This window comes from Synechococcus sp. MIT S9503, from assembly GCF_047304175.1.
In the GTDB taxonomy this organism is placed as follows: Bacteria; Cyanobacteriota; Cyanobacteriia; order PCC-6307; family Cyanobiaceae; genus Synechococcus_C.
The window spans coordinates 1,108,292-1,123,154 of record NZ_CP138955.1; the positions used below are offsets into that span (position 1 = coordinate 1,108,292).

The 14,863-nt window shown below is 56.7% G+C and carries 25 protein-coding genes and 1 pseudogene; 9 read left to right on the top strand and 17 right to left on the bottom strand.

Annotated elements, in window-relative coordinates; all coding sequences use genetic code 11:
* Positions 1-23 precede the first annotated feature (23 nt).
* Positions 24-1,949 (top strand): DUF4114 domain-containing protein, encoded by a 1,926-nt coding sequence (locus tag SIB56_RS06230; RefSeq protein WP_413326490.1) that lies wholly within the window; start codon positions 24-26, stop codon positions 1,947-1,949.
* 20 nt (positions 1,950-1,969) lie between these two features.
* Here SIB56_RS06230 and SIB56_RS06235 read toward each other — a convergent pair whose 3' ends face one another.
* Positions 1,970-2,173, bottom strand: coding sequence for a hypothetical protein (locus SIB56_RS06235; protein ID WP_413326492.1), 204 nt, complete (start codon positions 2,171-2,173; stop codon positions 1,970-1,972).
* Positions 2,174-2,346: 173 nt separating this feature from the next.
* Between SIB56_RS06235 and SIB56_RS06240 the strand changes: the two genes are divergently transcribed.
* Positions 2,347-2,454: a DUF4278 domain-containing protein gene (locus SIB56_RS06240; protein WP_413326494.1), complete on the top strand. Its 108-nt coding sequence runs from the start codon at positions 2,347-2,349 to the stop codon at positions 2,452-2,454.
* 84 nt (positions 2,455-2,538) lie between these two features.
* On the opposite strand, the gene SIB56_RS06245 is transcribed toward SIB56_RS06240, so the two are convergent.
* The 3 genes from SIB56_RS06245 to SIB56_RS06255 all read right to left on the bottom strand — a co-directional run bounded on the left by SIB56_RS06245 (position 2,539) and on the right by SIB56_RS06255 (position 4,053).
* Positions 2,539-2,727, bottom strand: a complete 189-nt coding sequence (locus SIB56_RS06245; RefSeq protein ID WP_413326496.1) for a hypothetical protein — start codon at positions 2,725-2,727, stop codon at positions 2,539-2,541.
* Complete coding sequence (locus SIB56_RS06250) at positions 2,702-2,923, bottom strand: hypothetical protein (protein WP_413326498.1); 222 nt, start codon at positions 2,921-2,923, stop codon at positions 2,702-2,704. The genes SIB56_RS06245 and SIB56_RS06250 overlap by 26 nt, the downstream gene beginning before the upstream one ends.
* A 302-nt stretch (positions 2,924-3,225) precedes the next feature.
* Positions 3,226-4,053: a DnaJ domain-containing protein gene (locus tag SIB56_RS06255; RefSeq protein ID WP_413326501.1), complete on the bottom strand. Its 828-nt coding sequence runs from the start codon at positions 4,051-4,053 to the stop codon at positions 3,226-3,228.
* Positions 4,054-4,143: 90 nt separating this feature from the next.
* Between SIB56_RS06255 and SIB56_RS06260 the strand changes: the two genes are divergently transcribed.
* Positions 4,144-4,809 (top strand): SDR family oxidoreductase, encoded by a 666-nt coding sequence (locus tag SIB56_RS06260; RefSeq protein WP_413326504.1) that lies wholly within the window; start codon positions 4,144-4,146, stop codon positions 4,807-4,809.
* Positions 4,810-4,912: 103 nt separating this feature from the next.
* On the opposite strand, the gene SIB56_RS06265 is transcribed toward SIB56_RS06260, so the two are convergent.
* Positions 4,913-5,074, bottom strand: coding sequence for a hypothetical protein (locus tag SIB56_RS06265; RefSeq protein ID WP_413326506.1), 162 nt, complete (start codon positions 5,072-5,074; stop codon positions 4,913-4,915).
* Complete coding sequence (locus SIB56_RS06270; RefSeq protein ID WP_413326509.1) at positions 5,071-5,208, bottom strand: high light inducible protein; 138 nt, start codon at positions 5,206-5,208, stop codon at positions 5,071-5,073. The genes SIB56_RS06265 and SIB56_RS06270 overlap by 4 nt, the downstream gene beginning before the upstream one ends.
* A gap of 114 nt (positions 5,209-5,322) precedes the next feature.
* Between SIB56_RS06270 and SIB56_RS06275 the strand changes: the two genes are divergently transcribed.
* Positions 5,323-5,595 (top strand): hypothetical protein, encoded by a 273-nt coding sequence (locus SIB56_RS06275; RefSeq protein ID WP_413326511.1) that lies wholly within the window; start codon positions 5,323-5,325, stop codon positions 5,593-5,595.
* A gap of 13 nt (positions 5,596-5,608) precedes the next feature.
* On the top strand, positions 5,609-6,391 hold the full coding sequence (locus SIB56_RS06280; protein ID WP_413326513.1) for a PhzF family phenazine biosynthesis protein: 783 nt from the start codon (positions 5,609-5,611) through the stop codon (positions 6,389-6,391).
* A gap of 26 nt (positions 6,392-6,417) precedes the next feature.
* On the opposite strand, the gene SIB56_RS06285 is transcribed toward SIB56_RS06280, so the two are convergent.
* The 5 genes and pseudogenes from SIB56_RS06285 to SIB56_RS06305 all read right to left on the bottom strand — a co-directional run bounded on the left by SIB56_RS06285 (position 6,418) and on the right by SIB56_RS06305 (position 8,734).
* The gene (locus SIB56_RS06285) at positions 6,418-6,594 is read right to left on the bottom strand and encodes a hypothetical protein (protein WP_413326515.1); all 177 of its coding nucleotides are present in this window, start codon (positions 6,592-6,594) and stop codon (positions 6,418-6,420) included.
* Between the two features lie 148 nt (positions 6,595-6,742).
* On the bottom strand, positions 6,743-7,255 hold the full coding sequence (locus tag SIB56_RS06290; protein ID WP_413327173.1) for a hypothetical protein: 513 nt from the start codon (positions 7,253-7,255) through the stop codon (positions 6,743-6,745).
* 19 nt (positions 7,256-7,274) lie between these two features.
* Positions 7,275-7,511 carry a hypothetical protein gene (locus SIB56_RS06295; RefSeq protein ID WP_413326517.1) on the bottom strand — a complete coding sequence of 79 codons (237 nt, stop codon included), beginning with the start codon at positions 7,509-7,511 and terminating at the stop codon, positions 7,275-7,277.
* Positions 7,512-7,536: 25 nt separating this feature from the next.
* Positions 7,537-8,238, bottom strand: a pseudogene (locus tag SIB56_RS06300) (N-acetylmuramoyl-L-alanine amidase-like domain-containing protein).
* 241 nt (positions 8,239-8,479) lie between these two features.
* Positions 8,480-8,734 carry a hypothetical protein gene (locus SIB56_RS06305; RefSeq protein WP_413326519.1) on the bottom strand — a complete coding sequence of 85 codons (255 nt, stop codon included), beginning with the start codon at positions 8,732-8,734 and terminating at the stop codon, positions 8,480-8,482.
* A gap of 136 nt (positions 8,735-8,870) precedes the next feature.
* Between SIB56_RS06305 and SIB56_RS06310 the strand changes: the two genes are divergently transcribed.
* The 3 genes from SIB56_RS06310 (at position 8,871) to SIB56_RS06320 (ending at position 11,525) form a co-directional block, all read left to right on the top strand.
* Positions 8,871-9,029, top strand: a complete 159-nt coding sequence (locus SIB56_RS06310; protein WP_413326521.1) for a hypothetical protein — start codon at positions 8,871-8,873, stop codon at positions 9,027-9,029.
* 211 nt (positions 9,030-9,240) lie between these two features.
* Positions 9,241-9,501, top strand: coding sequence for a hypothetical protein (locus SIB56_RS06315; protein ID WP_413326523.1), 261 nt, complete (start codon positions 9,241-9,243; stop codon positions 9,499-9,501).
* A gap of 575 nt (positions 9,502-10,076) precedes the next feature.
* The gene (locus tag SIB56_RS06320; RefSeq protein WP_413326525.1) at positions 10,077-11,525 is read left to right on the top strand and encodes a glycosyl hydrolase family 57; all 1,449 of its coding nucleotides are present in this window, start codon (positions 10,077-10,079) and stop codon (positions 11,523-11,525) included.
* Positions 11,526-11,934: 409 nt separating this feature from the next.
* Here the strand turns inward: SIB56_RS06320 and SIB56_RS06325 are convergent, their stop codons facing one another.
* A complete protein-coding gene (locus SIB56_RS06325; protein ID WP_413326527.1) occupies positions 11,935-12,306 on the bottom strand; it encodes a hypothetical protein in 372 nt (123 codons plus the stop codon).
* A 104-nt stretch (positions 12,307-12,410) separates the two neighbouring features.
* Entirely contained in the window at positions 12,411-12,713 is a 303-nt protein-coding gene (locus SIB56_RS06330) for a TIGR03894 family protein (RefSeq protein ID WP_413326529.1), read from the bottom strand.
* Between the two features lie 140 nt (positions 12,714-12,853).
* On the opposite strand from SIB56_RS06330, the gene SIB56_RS06335 reads away from it, so the two are divergent.
* Complete coding sequence (locus SIB56_RS06335; protein WP_413326531.1) at positions 12,854-13,231, top strand: hypothetical protein; 378 nt, start codon at positions 12,854-12,856, stop codon at positions 13,229-13,231.
* Here the strand turns inward: SIB56_RS06335 and SIB56_RS06340 are convergent.
* The 4 genes from SIB56_RS06340 to SIB56_RS06355 all read right to left on the bottom strand — a co-directional run bounded on the left by SIB56_RS06340 (position 13,222) and on the right by SIB56_RS06355 (position 14,763).
* Positions 13,222-13,446, bottom strand: a complete 225-nt coding sequence (locus SIB56_RS06340; RefSeq protein ID WP_413326533.1) for a hypothetical protein — start codon at positions 13,444-13,446, stop codon at positions 13,222-13,224. The genes SIB56_RS06335 and SIB56_RS06340 overlap by 10 nt on opposite strands.
* Before the next feature lie 50 nt (positions 13,447-13,496).
* The gene (locus SIB56_RS06345) at positions 13,497-13,670 is read right to left on the bottom strand and encodes a hypothetical protein (protein WP_413326535.1); all 174 of its coding nucleotides are present in this window, start codon (positions 13,668-13,670) and stop codon (positions 13,497-13,499) included.
* A 90-nt stretch (positions 13,671-13,760) separates the two neighbouring features.
* Positions 13,761-13,937, bottom strand: a complete 177-nt coding sequence (locus SIB56_RS06350; protein WP_413326537.1) for a hypothetical protein — start codon at positions 13,935-13,937, stop codon at positions 13,761-13,763.
* Positions 13,938-13,956: 19 nt separating this feature from the next.
* Complete coding sequence (locus SIB56_RS06355) at positions 13,957-14,763, bottom strand: prohibitin family protein (RefSeq protein ID WP_413326540.1); 807 nt, start codon at positions 14,761-14,763, stop codon at positions 13,957-13,959.
* Positions 14,764-14,863 lie beyond the last annotated feature (100 nt).

Sequence of the window (14,863 nt, forward strand, 5' to 3'; positions counted from 1 at the left end):
CGATCTCCAACCCGGCTGCATCGATGGCGCTTGTCTACACCAGGTGGGCCGATCCACTTCTCGACACCATCAACGCCGACATCGCCAACACATCAACACTGGCGTCGAGTCTGCTCACACCCATCGTCTACGGAGCTGATCTCTTCGGCGACGAAGCGACGTTTCTGACCGGCAACTTCGGCTTCGACGGATACATGGGCGTACCACGGCTGATGGGTGCCGATGCGGAACAGGCGGCTGCGGAATTCAATGTGGCCTGGCAGACCGTTGATCCGGCTCTGAACCCGTCCCTCAGGGCACTCACATCCGCCGCGAGCCTGGTGGGTGCCAGCGGCACTTACGCCACCAGCCTGCTGCGCGCCGACACCATGCCCCTGGTGTTCAGCTTTCCCGTGCTTCCCACCACCCTGGATGCCGACGGCAGTGACTTTGAGGTGACCCTCAGTGACGGCACGAGGGTGACCCCCCAGGTCGCGGGTCTGTTGCCGAATCTTGAGCACAACGAACGGCAGACAGTGGTGATCACCGGTGATTTCGGAAATCGCACCACCCCTGGCAGTCCCGGTGCCCGCTATCCGACCTCGGTTGCGATCGTCAACGACGGCACACCGCTGCAGATGATTGGCAGATCAGGGCCGGTGATCGCCGTTGGGCTGTCGATCAACAGCAGCAACTCCTACGTGGCAGGCAACGGCCCTCGACTGGTGTTCGCCAAGATCAATCGGTACAGCAACCTGGGAGAAGGCGGGCCCATCGGCGTTGGCGCCGCATCACAGAACAACAGTGGCTTCGATTCCTACGGCGATCAGGCGCAGTACCGGTTGCGGCTTTACACCAGCGCAGGGTTTTCACCGGACGGCATCGCCAGCCTGATGCCGGATGACTTCGGCCGGTTTTTCCAGCTGAAGGCAACCACGCAAAACGGTGAGAGCATCACGATCACTGAAACAGGAACGCCCTATGCCATCGGGGATCGGGGCACACTCACTGTGGTTGGCCTTGCTGATCTGGCACCGGCAGGCACTCCTGTGAATGCGGCTTATGTCGAGGACCATGACAACTACTACGACGTCATCCTTGAAGGTGATCTGACTGCCATCACGGCACTCAGCGCCGTGCGCATGCCATCCGCGAATGGCTACAGCGCTGTGTACAACCCTGGTGGGCCCGGCAACAGTCCCGATGCTCCCGGTGCCGCTCCGGGACCCTTCACCGTGCCCAGCCAGGACCACAGCATTCCGATCAGCTTCGATCTGGACGGTGCCAGGCAGGTCACCTTTGTGGAGATCGATGGTGCTGTGCTGCGCAATCCCTGGGATCTCAGGCCTGTGGGTCGCCTGTTGGGAACGGCTGTCGAAGACACGCTCACAGGCCAGAAAATCCTGGCTTACAGCGATCCTCAGGGCCGACGCTTCTTCAGCAGTTTCAAGGCTTCATCCTCCACATCAAGCAATCTGCCGGGCGGCCGCAGCGAACTGTCCGCCATCGATCTGATCGACACCAGAAACTCCGACCCGGCGAACGATGTGGTCGTCACAGGCTCCTTCAGTCGATCAGCTGCAGACGACTGCATTCTTCAGTGGTATTCGGTCAGCGACAACGAAGGCACGGTGGTGGATCCCCTGAGCGGATCAATCCTCAAACCCGGCGAACCTGGATATGCCGAGGCAGCAGGCCGTCGTGCCGACCTGATCAGCAACAACAGATTGGCGTTGACCAACTCCATGATCGCTCCCTTCAGCATCACCCTGGACAGCGGCGCGATCTATGCACCTCTGATCATCAATCAGACAAGTGGTGAGAGCTACTTCGCCTTTGCCGCGGCCAATCCCGACAAGCTCGAACATTTCTGCGGATTCGGCGCCAATGGCTGGGGCATGGAGGATCTCTACGGAGGCGGCGATCGCGACTATGACGACCTGATTGTGCGTTTCAGCCTGGGCAGCTGAACCCTGCAAACGCTCCCCGCTCAATCATCCTTGGTCTGACCGGATGCAGCGATCCGGGCGTCAGCCCAGCGGGCGAAGAAATACACCCCCACAAACAGAGGCAGATAGGCCAGCCACATGCGGTCGGCAGCCAGTCCGCTGTTGTTGATCACGACCAGACCGCCGTATCCCACCAAAAAATAGATCACGGCCCGCCGAAGAGCCCCCACCTGTTTGGGATTCATTTCTCCGCCCGAGCTCAGCTCATCTTATGCAGCAGAACCTGATTGCCGCACTGCGCTCGCCTGGCTGAAACGGCATGCACTCGACATGAAGCATGCAACCAGCCAGCAGCCAGTCATCGATGACCTGAGAACAGGCCATGGAACGGGACCTGAGCTTGCTTCGAGGAACCTTCATGACTCTGACTTACAGAGGTCAGCAGTATGTCGTCAACCAGTCTGCAGTTGAACGCAATCTGAAAGACAAAGTCGTTTACCGCGGCCAAAAGCTGCATCAGAACTGACTTCTTGACATCACCGGCCTCACTTGCGTAGGGCCTGCCTGCAACATCAGACCGTGCAGAGACAATCGAAGAGTACAGATCAGTTCACAGGCGAATCACTTCGAACTGATGTCCCAGCTGTCGCCCCACGCCTGTTTCACGGTGATCTCGGTTGGAACTGCGTTTGACAGCAACGGCATCGAGAAGATCGACATTGCCAGCAGGCAGATTGATGCAGGCATTGCCAAGCGGATCCAGTCTTCCTTGGTCATGATTCCAATTCCTTCTGCTCATAAGGATTGCCATTGCATTGGCTCACGGCCGCAGCAAGTGAACGTGGCTGATCAAAACCCTTCACCAGGAGAGCATCTTTGGTGATCGACACACAGGTATTCATGTCACTGGACTCCCTGGCCACCTCATGGAACTCGAAGAGGAAAAACACCCCGCCGAGCAGAAGCAACAGCTTCCAGAAATCACGCTCTGCCATCAACTTTCCAATCACGTTCCCAATTGCCTGACGTTCCAGAGCCAATCAATAGCGACTCAGCAGATCGAACGGCAACATCTGCGCGCTGCGAAACGGACTGGAAAACAGCAACTGAGATTAATAGCAAATGAAATACAACTGCAGATTGGTAAACTTTAAAAATGCAAATACATTGCATAATGCGCGACTTGAGCAATGCAAGCCACTGATACTTGCAAGAGGTTTGCAGCAACCAATGCTCAACCGTTCGCTATCACTCTGTGTTAATTCCGCGTGATTCTGCCCTTGCACGCTCCCTGGATTCAGGTCATCAGCAACTGATAAGCCTCGTTGATACGCCGAAAGGCCTCCGCCGACCCACCAAGGTCGGGATGATGCTGTTTAACGAGCTTCCTGAATGCCTGCTTGATCGACGCCTGGGATGCCCCCGCCCTCAAACCAAGCACCGAAAGCGCTTCAAGGCGGCGATCCCATGATCCGCCATGTGTCTCACCCGCAGCTTCACGATCGGTGTCACGATCGGTCGCGCGTTGATCACTCCGCGTGCGCCGTCCCCCGCCGCCGTGCTGCTGGTGACGCTGGCGTTGACGCAGGTCGGCAACCACACGGCGAGGATCCTCTTCCAGCCATTCACTGGCCCGCACACCGTAAAGAGCAAACGCTGCCAGCACCGCAGCTTTTTTCTTGGTGGATCGCGACCCGACTGCAGCGAGCAGATCGGTTCCTAAACCACTGGCGATCCTGTCGAGCCTCTGACGCAGATTGAGCTGTGGATGAAAGCTGCTGCGATTGAGCTGGTCGATCAGCGCCTCAAGGCTCTGCTGTCGCAGCACGCCCCAGCCGGCCTGCTTCGCCAGCGAATCCCCCCAGAGCTGCACCTGCTCGGGTGTCACACGTGCCGAGGGCTGCTGCCGGCTCGGATCACGATCAGGATCCCGCTGAGGGCGATTCCAGTGCTGGCGATGCAGGCGATCGAGCTGCTGATGCAGTCGTCGCACCTCTCTGCGCAAGGCATCGTTTTCACGCAGCAACGCCTCCACGTTGCTGGTGACACGTTCACAATGCTTTGGCCGATCGCGATCATCACGCGCTGATGACGACGAAGACCACTGGCGCGGATCAAAGCCCATGACAATCGCGCAGCAGCGGCCGAATCAGTTCACCGGACACGAAAAGCGTACGAGCTGACGGCAGGATGGTGACCTGCAGCGGCACGACGATTGGCGACTTATCTGGTGACCGGTGCCAACCGAGGAATCGGCCTGGCCTATTGCAGGCAGCTCCACAGTCGCGGAGACCAGGTGATTGCGGTCTGCCGCCAGTCCAGCGATGAGCTGGATGCCCTCGGGGTGCGGATTGAATCAGGCATTGAACTGACCAGCGCTGACTCCGTTGCCGCTCTGGTCAATGGGCTTGGCGATCAGAAACTGGACTGCGTGATCCTCAACGCGGGAATTCTTCAGTCCATGGGATTGAACGACCTGGATCCCGACAGCATCCGCCAGCAGTTCGAGGTGAATGCCCTCGCACCTCTTCTGCTTGCAAGAGCTCTGGTGCCACTGATGCCTGAGGGCTCAAAACTGGCGCTGATGACCAGTCGGATGGGTTCGATTGAAGACAACACCTCCGGCGGTTCCTACGGTTACAGGATGTCGAAGGTGGCGCTCAACATCGCTGGAAAATCACTTGCCGTGGATCTGAAGACCAGCGGTATCGCCGTGGCAATTCTCCATCCAGGGCTCGTCAAGACCAGGATGATCAAGTTCAATCCCAGCGGAATCAGTCCCGAGGAATCCGTTCAGGGCCTGATTGCACGGATTGATGCGCTGACGCTTGAGAACAGCGGAAGCTTCTGGCACGCCAGCGGAACGCTGCTGCCCTGGTGAGGATCCCAGCGATCGCAAGACGCACCGGACCATAAAAAAATCCCCTGCACAATGCAGAGGATTCAATTCACAATCGATAAAAGATCTCGATTGCGAAGCAGAATCAGAAATAGTTGCTGAGGGCGTTCAGCGATGCCCAGAGGTACTGCACAACAATGTTGGCGCCGACCCCCAGAACAGCGATGAAGGCACCGAAGAGAACCAGCTGGATATAACCGGTTCGGTCTTCAGGTGCCCAAACATCAGGCTCCTGAATGGACTTCAACCGAGGCCAACCTGGGAAAGGATTCCCTGACCGGTCAGCAGCTCGGTACCCAGACCAATGACGAAACCCATCATGGCGAGGCGACCGTTCCACTGCTCAGCAAAGGATGAGAAGCCGAATTTTGCGTTGTCCATCGGAATAGTCCGCGTTTCCACACCTTTGTAACAGATTGTGTAGCCCTTGTGTGGATCGGCGTGCAAATGAATAGTCCGGCACATCTGTCCGACCGCCGCAGGCATTCCCCCGGCATGCCAGTCAACGCCGGATCCAGGATGGTGTCAGGCATGGACAAAACACCTGCGGGCCGATTGACGATGGACAAGCCAACGCCTGTGAGGCCATCGTTTCAGCTCTTCCTACTGCGCGCTCTGCGAATTACCGCGAGCACAACAGCCATCGTTGAACTGCTGCGCAACGACTGGATCAGAGGGAGTTTGGCCGCCATGGCCTGGGTTGTGTTTTTACTGGTCGAAAGACTGGGCGACTCCTCCGGTGACGGCCAACGAAAAGGCTCCCAATGAGACTGTTGTGACAATGCCAATCCCGATCGAGCAGGTCGCAGCCTTCGCCGAAGGGCCGTTTCAGGGCAATCCAGCGGCCGTCTGCCCGCTGCAGAGCTGGTTACCGGATCCCATCATGCAGGCGATCGCCGCTGAGAACAATCTCTCGGAGACCGCCTTCTATGTGGGCCGCGAAGGGCGCTACGCGCTTCGCTGGTTCACCCCCAGATGTGAGGTGGATCTTTGCGGTCACGCCACACTGGCCGCCGGCCATGTGGTGTTCCTGCATGAACCTCATCTGGATGAGGTGGAATTCAGCTCCAACAGCGGCCCACTGATTGTTCGCCGGCTGGGCGATCAGCTCATTCTCAACTTCCCGGTGCAACCGGCTTGCTCGTGCATAGCCCCGGATGGACTTGATGACATTCTCGGTACCAGAGCCGAAGCTTGCTTTCTGGGAGTGGATCTGATGGTGGTGGTCGCGGATCAGCACGAGGTTGAAGCTCTCGCACCTGATTCCGCAGCTGTCGCTGAACTTCCAGGACGTGGTCTGATCGTCACCGCACAAGGGACCGACGTTGATTTCGTCAGCCGTTTCTTCGCACCCTCCTGCGGAATAGCGGAGGATCCGGTGACAGGATCAGCCCACTGCAGCCTCACTCCCTACTGGGCAAAGCGACTGGGCCGTTCAGATCTCGTTGCGCGTCAGCTTTCGGCTCGAGGGGGAATGCTGCACTGCCAGCTGGTTGAAGACCGGGTGTTGATCAGCGGTCGGGTGATCCCCTACCTCAGCGGAGTGATTCACATCGACTGCTGACGACGGATGTCGACATCCGTTCACCTTCAACGACGAGCGACCCAGCTCCACACAAACCAGACAATCACCGCGAGCAGCACCCAGGGCAGAAGTGCACGAAGAACCACCACAGCAATGAAAACCACCAGCAGGCTCAAGGCAGCTCGCTTCACCAACGCTTTACTTTCGTCGGTCATGTACTGCCAGCGTGGGATCAGAGACATGCTTGAAAACGGTTTCCTGAACTGAGTTCCGCTCGATTGTATCGATGACTGCGCACACTGAAACAATCTCAGCATCGCTGCTCAAACACCTCAAAGAAGCGAGCGCTGGATGAACGGGCGGGTCGGAGTGCGCAGAACAGAAGCCCTGTCATTGAACCTCGCGACGATGTTCGGCAGCCCTCCTGAGAATGTTGTTGAGGATTCCTGAAAGGGTGCTGCTTTCTCCGTGACGGTGGTTGTAGATCAAGTCACTGACTTTCCAGCTCCCGTCATCCAGCATCAGGCGATAGGTGAGTTGTTGTGGGGTTCCTGAGGTGCGGCCGCGGAGACCTGCTCTTACGGCGACATCCGCCTCGATGATCCCTTTGTGAAGCTGGCGACAACTGATCACTTCGGCTCCAAAGGTGGAGACCTGAGTTCCGCTGAAGACAACGAAATCAACGAAGGCACCATCATCCCAGGGATTCAGTGACCACGCCTTCTCAAGCTTGTTGTAGAGAGCCGGCATGAAGGCATCTTTCTGTGATTCGAGTGTTCTCTCTGTCCGTTTGTTCTGCTCTGCGAGGTGCCATCGATAAAGATCGTCGAGTTGCGACACCACGCCCGGCGGACATCCCGCGGGAATCGCAGTGAGAGCCGTTGAAACAATCAGGTTGAGCACAGCTGTCAATCGCCTGAGCTCATACTGCAGGTTCGATTCCGGGTTGTGACATCTCCTCAAGCCGACATACCGCTGTCAATGGCGCACTTCTCACCGGGAACAAGCCAGCCACGTCTCCCATCACGCGTGATGGGCATGGGAGACTCATCTGTGCATCGTCGTTCGGATGGCCGATCCTCAACAGGGCCAGGGCATGAGGCTCGATCATCAACGATGCCTGCAGCACGACCAGCATCGGCTTCAGCTGGAGTCGCATCAGAGGGGGCCGTTGAGCTTATGGATCAATGCCGTTGTGAGGGCATGATCCGCGAACTCGGCCTCACAATCACGGCACCGATCGCATCGGGCAGAGAGCGCAGGTATCGGGCGAACGAGCGTGAACGGATCACACCGTGACCAGGTGCAGCATGAATGGCATCAAGCCTGGAACCGTCTCGAACCAGAACCCCTGGATGACTCACATCCAACCCACCCACCCTTGTGGCCACAGCGAAAAGATCGCCTGAGCGAAGACTGGGAAGTGCGACATCAAGCGACGCGATCGGCAGATACCGCTGTTCAATCCACCTGCTCCGCTCACGCTGATGAATGCAGTCGAACAGCCGCGGAGACTGCAGAGCGGGGTACTGATCACGGTGTCTGGACATGTAGTTCAGCAGCAGAGACCGTTTTGCCTGTCCAGGCCAGGTCGTGTCAATTTCCAGCAAGCCCTAGTCCTGTGCGGACAGAACCCAGTCGTGAAAGTAATGCTGACGCGTGCAGTAATCGACATGGCCGTTGCGATAGCGGAGTCGTCTAGTCCGCTGCGCGAAGTCGTCAAAGGAGTCAGCCGTTGCCATGGCGAGCAGCTGTTCAACAAACAGCATGCAGTCAAACTGCTTGAGATCAAGACGCAGCCGTTCGATTCCGGAACCTTCGAGTGAGAACGCCAGGTAGGGGCTGCCAAAGAAAGCCTCGGCAAGAAGAGCGATCCTTTCATTCACTGATAGTGCCTGATCCAGCGAATCGACCAGATCGAAGCGCTGACGCGTTCCAACAACGACATGAACCCTGAAGGTCGCTCGGACAACCTCCGGCTGACGCGCAAACAGGGCTGACTGAAACAAGCAAGCCAGAGCCGAGATGGAACCTGCAATATGCAGAACAGTGAGATTCAATCGCGTAAAAACGTGAACTTCACGTTCTCACGCTGGAACCCGTTTCAGCCCGTCGATGGAATTGCGTTCACCCATGCGTGGCATGACGACGGCGACCAAGCGGCTCAATCCAGTTCTCAACGACCTCCCGGTGATGAAGCCACCGCGGAGGCATCCGACATCCAAGATTGACAACTCCATCGTCCATCAGGCGACCAAGGCGGACTGCGGCAGCTTCCTCAGCCCGAGAGAAGGCATGTTGATGAGAAGCCAGCCAGTCGACTTCATCTTCCGTGATCACGCCTGTGGACAGGCTTTCAAGAAAAAGTTCGCCAAGCGTCATCAGAGGTTTGTAACGAAGTCTTTACATCATGACGCCGGGGTCAGGCCACCGCGAGCACAGCCGCAAATCAGCCCGCAAGTCGATCCACGGGGCGACATGACAAATCTTTAAGCTCTTTTCATCATTTGAGTGTTCCATGCATCTCAACCTCTCTCAGAAGTTTGAAGCTGAGTCGCTCAAGCGAATGATTGATTCCACAACCGACGTTCAGGAGCTGCAGAAGCTGGCTCGCGAGCTGACCGACCTCTACATGCGTCAGCGCGCTGCAACAGCTTGGGTGGTGTCTGAGCAGTAATCGTTACCAGAACGATTGCCGCTCATCACCAGTCCAATGAGATCGTTTCTGTCATTCGTAAGGTCGGAACGTTGCCTGTTCAGTTGATAGGCCAGCAGCGCATGTGCGGAAAAACGAAGCGCTGACAGCACAGCCAGGCCCATGCAGAGATGACAGTGAAGCAATCCCATCAAACAAGCCTGGGAGAGTGAGAGCCTGATCACAATATTGTTTGCCATTTCTTGACCTGAATCGCTGGTATCTGCAGGATCAACATCCCTGGCAAAGCATCATGCGCGCTCTCTGCATCGCTCTGATCACAGCAACTGGATTGGTCGCAGCCCCCCTCACAGTCGAAGCCAAAACCACCCGCAGCTTCAGCGGCTCCAGCCCGGCGGAAGTGGAAAAGAACGCGCGCAAAGCCGGTTTCAGCTATCCGGATGGTGACATGAACTGCTCCAGCCGATGCAGCCAGCGCTGGGCGAAGGACTGAAGCAGCCAGCAACAATGCGTGATTGCACTGATTGCCGATCTGCACGACCAACCACAACACTGGAGAGATCCAATCGGAGGCACCGCATGTCGGCAGACACTCCACCTGAGCAGATCTGAGAAGCGATTCGGTTGTGCTCTCATGCTCCAGCGTTTCTCTCAACCAACACCGAGCTGAAACTGAGTGCGATCAACGTCGATCCACGCAGCCAAGGTTCACTGGAACCTGGCGACAAGGCACTTATAGCCGAATTGTTCGCTTCTGCTTTCCTTTGCTTCATCCACTGTCCTTCGCAACGGATTCAACAAGGATTCACGTTCAGATTCAGACAGGAAGCCAATGAACAAACGAGCGACCTAGGCCGTTCCTTTCATCCGATTGGCACGGTCAAAAAACCAGTGAAATCACTGGCAAGAACCCCCGGACTTCAGCACCAACTCTGAATTCCGGGGGTTCATTCATGCAGATCAAAGTCATATTGAACTGATCATGGAAACAGCAAGAGCTGTCAACTGAGAGTCTGAAAAAACAAAGCAGCGGCATCGGCAACATCCTGGTCATCATCAACAGCCCTCATGACAGTTCAGCCAGAGCATCATCCAGCGATCTGTGGAAGAGAGCGGCAGTTGCGCACTCTCATGGAGCAGTCGAAACGGAACTGGCCATCGTCAACGGCGCAGGGACTGAAGCAGCTGAAATCGGCATTCGCCTGTGCCTTGCACATGCATCAACCCACAGTGCCCGCAGGCCCCGATGGTGCCTTGATCTCACATCTTCAGTACATGCTGGAGCATCCGGACGAGGGAGATAACCACAACGGTGAGCCTTTCGCCCATTGCTACAGACGCATGGCTGATCTGATCACGGAGCTGATCCGAGAGGGATGCAGCCCGCGGATCATGCTCGATTACTCCGGAAATCTGCTGTGGGGCGTTACGCAGATGCAACGCCTCGACATCACCGAAGCGCTCCAATTTCTGACCTGTGACGATGAGATGAAGCGGCATGTGGAATGGCTCGGCACATTCTGGAGTCATGCCGTTGCACCCTCCACACCGATACCTGACCTGAGCCTGCAGATCAGCGCCTGGCAACACCAGTTCGCCGATCTGTTCGGCGACGCCGCGCTCCAGCGGGTGCGGGGTTTTTCACTGCCTGAAATGCATCTGCCCAATCACCCCGACACGCTGTTTGCCCTGGTGCATGATCTGCTCGAAGCGGGGTATCACTGGCTGCTGGTGCAGGAACACAGTGTGGAACAGCTGGATGGCTCAGCTCTCGCCGATCTGCAACGCTTCATCCCCAACAAACTCGTGGCACGCTCCTCTTCCGGGGAGCAGATCAGCATCACGGTTCTGATCAAGACCCAGGGATCCGACACCAAACTCGTCGGTCAGATGCAACCGTGTGAACAAGCGATCGGGCTCGGACGGCAACAGCTTGGCAATGCTGAGATCCCATCTCTGGTCAGCCAGATCGCAGACGGAGAAAACGGCGGAGTGATGATGAACGAATTCCCGGAAGCCTTCCGTCAGGCCAATCGACGTCTGCGGGACGACAGCCCGCAGACATCCGCTCTGAACGGGTCGGAATATCTCGAACAACTTGATGAACTTGGTCTGAACTGGAACGATCTCCCCTGCATCCAGGCTGTGCAACAGCATCGGCTTTGGCAGAGGGCCGGTGATGCCTGTGATGTGGACAGCGTCGCTGCGGCGATCGCTGAACTCAGCTCAGCCGGCGACGGATTTTCGATGGAGGGGGCATCGTGGACCAACAATCTCAGCTGGGTTGAGGGCTATGACAATGTGCTCGAACCAATGCAGCGTCTCAGCGCCCGCTTTCATCAGCGATTCGATCAACGCCTGTGCGAGCAGCCTTCGCTTTCTGAATCGCGAATTTACCGTGATGCATTGATGCATCTGCTGTTGCTGGAAACCAGCTGTTTCAGATACTGGGGGCAGGGCCAATGGACCCGGTACGCCAATGACATCTACGAGAAGGGGATGCGGCTTTTGAATTGAATGTCTGATCTTTCAGGGAATGAAACGAGTCCCTTCACAGATACTGAGCATCGGTTTAAGAATGTCTCTTTAAGCGTGTTGGTGTTCTCCAGAGATTGAAATGTCTTGAGTGGCAGCTGCTCAAAATCAGGCATCTATTGTAATGGTCGAAGACCAACAACACAATTTAGGAATCAAGACAGATTACGAAAATCTCCAGCTCCATTCTCAAACATGAAAGAAGGAGAGGGGTCTTAAGAAACCAGGCAGAGATGCAATAACGCTTCAGCAAGCAACCCGTCGTCTCATAGTTTTCATAGAAGCTCATGCGCCGATTCATCCAATGGACTGATGTCGCGCAAACCATTCAAACCCCTACAACAGACTGACTTAGGTGGTCATAATTTACTGAAAGATCAAGAGACAATCTCTACTGAGATTGGCTGCATAATCGTCTGAAAAAATATGAATTACCCGCAAAAACAAGAACAATAAATTCATCGGACTCAACGACGCCTTCATACTCAACACAGAATGCATCAACGAACTGCTCAGCAGATTCAATCCCGTTCTCCCTTAAAAGAGCAATAAAAGCATTATTCTGCTCCTCACCGAAAATGTAATCAGTGCTATCAGCGATTTCATCGATCAGAAACTGATCGTCCGCTGACTTCTCCTCGTACCAGTCCGCATACCTCTGGCGTTCCTTTAGAGATTCGCGAGAGAGGCCACTGCTCATCAGTTCATCGTTCTGCCTGACATCGACCCGAACACAAACGGTTCCGGCAGATGGGGAAACCATCCGATTTTCGCAGCGATGCGGATCCTGCCCTGAATGAAATGAGCGCCACACGACCTGCTGAAGGATCAGAAGCTCATGCAGGAGCCACTGAGCGATGGCTCAACTCAGCCAGCTGAACGGGAGCGTCGACGCACGACACGACGACCATCCGCTGTCTGATCAACCGCGGGAGCGGAGTCAGCCGAGCTGGTCACATCCTGCCCCACAGGCTCGCTGTCGGGTGGCTCCAATTCGGCAATCAGACCCACCACGACAGCCGCCTGCACCTGATCGTGCAAATCACCGATCACCATCAGAGCTTTGAGGGTGAGCTCAAGCCTCGAGTCCCTTGAAAGTCCGGGACGCAGCTTCTTGATTGAGCCCCAGAGCTCAAGCGCCACCTCTCTGAGGAGTTCCTTGTCTGCCATTCGAGCCCGATGCAATCCGTCTGTTAAGTCGCATCAACCTACCGTTCAGAGTGCAACGCGCCTCAGCTGAACGAAGACTTGCTTCAGACCCTGGATCGGAAGACCCTCTGAAACGCATCTGAACACGCCAGGATGGGACCATGGCCTTCACTCTCGTCTACGACGGCGGCTGCCCTTTCTGCAGACACTTCGCCCACCGCAGTGAACTGTTGGGTGGATTACCCGATCTTGTGATCAGAGACGGACGCAGCGACCATGAACTGAGGGCGATGCTGCGCAACAAAGGTTTCAACCTGAGTAATGGCGCCGTTCTGATGGATGAAAACCAGATCTGGCACGGCAGCGAAGCCATCTCGATGCTCTGTCGGCATCTTTCCCCCAGCGATCCTCTGCTACAGCTCCTGAATGGTCTGTTCAAGGATTCAGGTAGGGCAGGTCTTTTTTACCCGGGTCTGTTGATGGCCAGACAGATTGCCCTCGGCCTGCGAGGACTGCCAGTGGATCCTGATCAGACCTGAGCGGAACTGCCCAGCAGGTTGACGGTCAGCGTTTCAGCCACTTCAGCCTGATGATCGTTCTGGTAGGCGAACTCTTCAAGTTCGGCGTGCAATTCCAGCAGCATCACAGCCATTGAATGGGCCAGTTCTCTGCCGAAGCTGATCTGCATGAACGGTACATATTCCCGACCCAGGGGTTCTAGAAGCTCCGCCGGAAAAGACGTGGATGTCGTCAACGTGCCGTTACATGAGGGGCCGCACGCTGATCAGGCGGCGGCCCGGATCATCACTTGTGCTCGCGTTGCCAGCGGCTGAAATTGGCCGCGGAGAACTTGTGACCATGGCGCATTCCGACTTTGGCCACACAGGCCGTATCACCAGCACACTGCTCGACTTCACGGCGGATGTTGTCGTTGCCGTTGGCCCTGGCCATAAACGTCTCCAGCTGCTTCATGGACATGGTGAACCTCCAGAGGGATTCCTCACCGCTAACCAGGGATGGAGAGAAAAGATGAATCCATCGGTTTTTCTTCCTCAGTGCCGGGTGTGCTCACATGAGCACACCCGGCAGGGAAGGGTCCTGCCTGGGAGGAGCAGGTCGCTGATGCAGTGGGCCCTGCTGGGGCAGCACCCGGTACTGAACCCTCACGCGCGTACGGGCCGCGCAGTGGGTGATCACACCCAGCAGGAGAACCATCAGCAGGCCTGTGGTGGCGCGCTGATTCATCTCCACGCCTCCAACAGCGTCACTTGCGTCCGACAATCACCGGGGGAGTCCCGCCGGCACCGCCAGGCAACCCTGGCACCACCTCGGTCTGACCATCCCACTTGTCGAGGAAGAGCTTGTATAGAACCTGGTCATCCAGACTCTTGTTGAGCGTGTCGTAACGAAGCGCCTCCTGTTCAGCGATCTTGACCTCGGTCTGGGCCCGCAGCAGCTGCTGCTCAGCGATCTGCTTCTGCTCGATGGCGGCCCTGTACTCCTCGGCGATCTCCAGGCCGGTGAGATCCAGACCCACCACCTTCACGTAGTCGAACTGATCCAGCTCTTCGGCAACCGTTGAAGCCACCAATGAAGAGATGTCGTTCCACTCCGAAGCGATCGTCACCAGTTCGTACTGGGAGAACACGGATTTGAGCGCTTTCAGAAGCGAAGGCTGAATGATGCGCGGATAGACATCGCGATCACTGCTCGCAATCGTGCTGTAGACCCTGCCGGCTTCATCCGGACGCAGAGCGTATTTGATCGTGGCAGTGGCTTGGATCACCTGGAGATCCTTGGTGAGCGTGGCGAAGTTCTCAGGCCTCACCTGGGTTCGGATGCTGAAAGGCCAGACCTGCTGAACAAGCGGCACCTTGGCGTTGAGACCCGGTTGCCGCGGTGCCCCGCTCACCTTGCCGAGGGTGGTGATCACCGCAACTTCACCGGCGGGCACCACGAACAGCGCCTGACCCAGCAGAAGCAATCCGGCCAGAACAACGGCGACGATGGCCACCAGACCGCCTTCCGGACCGCCTGGGTTGGCCGATCGCATCGACGAGGGGCTCTGCATGAAAAAGAAAGCGTCAGACGCTCGAATACGCCTTCTTCTAGCGACCGGCGGCAAACTCTGCTCGCGAGGCTGACCGAGCCCTGATAGCGTCCGCCCATCC

Excerpts from the sequence above, each read along its gene's own strand:
- SIB56_RS06255 (WP_413326501.1), bottom strand. The coding sequence starts at position 4,053 with ATGGGCTTTGATCCGCGCCAGTGGTCTTCGTCGTCATCAGCGCGTGAT.
- SIB56_RS06270 (WP_413326509.1), bottom strand. The coding sequence starts at position 5,208 with ATGGACAACGCAAAATTCGGCTTCTCATCCTTTGCTGAGCAGTGGAAC.
- SIB56_RS06235 (WP_413326492.1), bottom strand. The coding sequence starts at position 2,173 with ATGAATCCCAAACAGGTGGGGGCTCTTCGGCGGGCCGTGATCTATTTT.
- SIB56_RS06320 (WP_413326525.1), top strand. The coding sequence starts at position 10,077 with ATGACAGTTCAGCCAGAGCATCATCCAGCGATCTGTGGAAGAGAGCGG.
- SIB56_RS06295 (WP_413326517.1), bottom strand. The coding sequence starts at position 7,511 with ATGCGACTCCAGCTGAAGCCGATGCTGGTCGTGCTGCAGGCATCGTTG.
- SIB56_RS06310 (WP_413326521.1), top strand. The coding sequence starts at position 8,871 with ATGCATCTCAACCTCTCTCAGAAGTTTGAAGCTGAGTCGCTCAAGCGA.
- SIB56_RS06355 (WP_413326540.1), bottom strand. The coding sequence starts at position 14,763 with ATGCAGAGCCCCTCGTCGATGCGATCGGCCAACCCAGGCGGTCCGGAA.
- SIB56_RS06330 (WP_413326529.1), bottom strand. The coding sequence starts at position 12,713 with ATGGCAGACAAGGAACTCCTCAGAGAGGTGGCGCTTGAGCTCTGGGGC.
- SIB56_RS06275 (WP_413326511.1), top strand. The coding sequence starts at position 5,323 with ATGCCAGTCAACGCCGGATCCAGGATGGTGTCAGGCATGGACAAAACA.
- SIB56_RS06335 (WP_413326531.1), top strand. The coding sequence starts at position 12,854 with ATGGCCTTCACTCTCGTCTACGACGGCGGCTGCCCTTTCTGCAGACAC.
- SIB56_RS06280 (WP_413326513.1), top strand. The coding sequence starts at position 5,609 with ATGCCAATCCCGATCGAGCAGGTCGCAGCCTTCGCCGAAGGGCCGTTT.
- SIB56_RS06345 (WP_413326535.1), bottom strand. The coding sequence starts at position 13,670 with ATGTCCATGAAGCAGCTGGAGACGTTTATGGCCAGGGCCAACGGCAAC.
- SIB56_RS06350 (WP_413326537.1), bottom strand. The coding sequence starts at position 13,937 with ATGAATCAGCGCGCCACCACAGGCCTGCTGATGGTTCTCCTGCTGGGT.
- SIB56_RS06245 (WP_413326496.1), bottom strand. The coding sequence starts at position 2,727 with ATGAGCAGAAGGAATTGGAATCATGACCAAGGAAGACTGGATCCGCTT.
- SIB56_RS06285 (WP_413326515.1), bottom strand. The coding sequence starts at position 6,594 with ATGTCTCTGATCCCACGCTGGCAGTACATGACCGACGAAAGTAAAGCG.
- SIB56_RS06250 (WP_413326498.1), bottom strand. The coding sequence starts at position 2,923 with ATGGCAGAGCGTGATTTCTGGAAGCTGTTGCTTCTGCTCGGCGGGGTG.
- SIB56_RS06305 (WP_413326519.1), bottom strand. The coding sequence starts at position 8,734 with ATGACGCTTGGCGAACTTTTTCTTGAAAGCCTGTCCACAGGCGTGATC.
- SIB56_RS06325 (WP_413326527.1), bottom strand. The coding sequence starts at position 12,306 with ATGGTTTCCCCATCTGCCGGAACCGTTTGTGTTCGGGTCGATGTCAGG.
- SIB56_RS06230 (WP_413326490.1), top strand. The coding sequence starts at position 24 with ATGGCGCTTGTCTACACCAGGTGGGCCGATCCACTTCTCGACACCATC.
- SIB56_RS06240 (WP_413326494.1), top strand. The coding sequence starts at position 2,347 with ATGACTCTGACTTACAGAGGTCAGCAGTATGTCGTCAACCAGTCTGCA.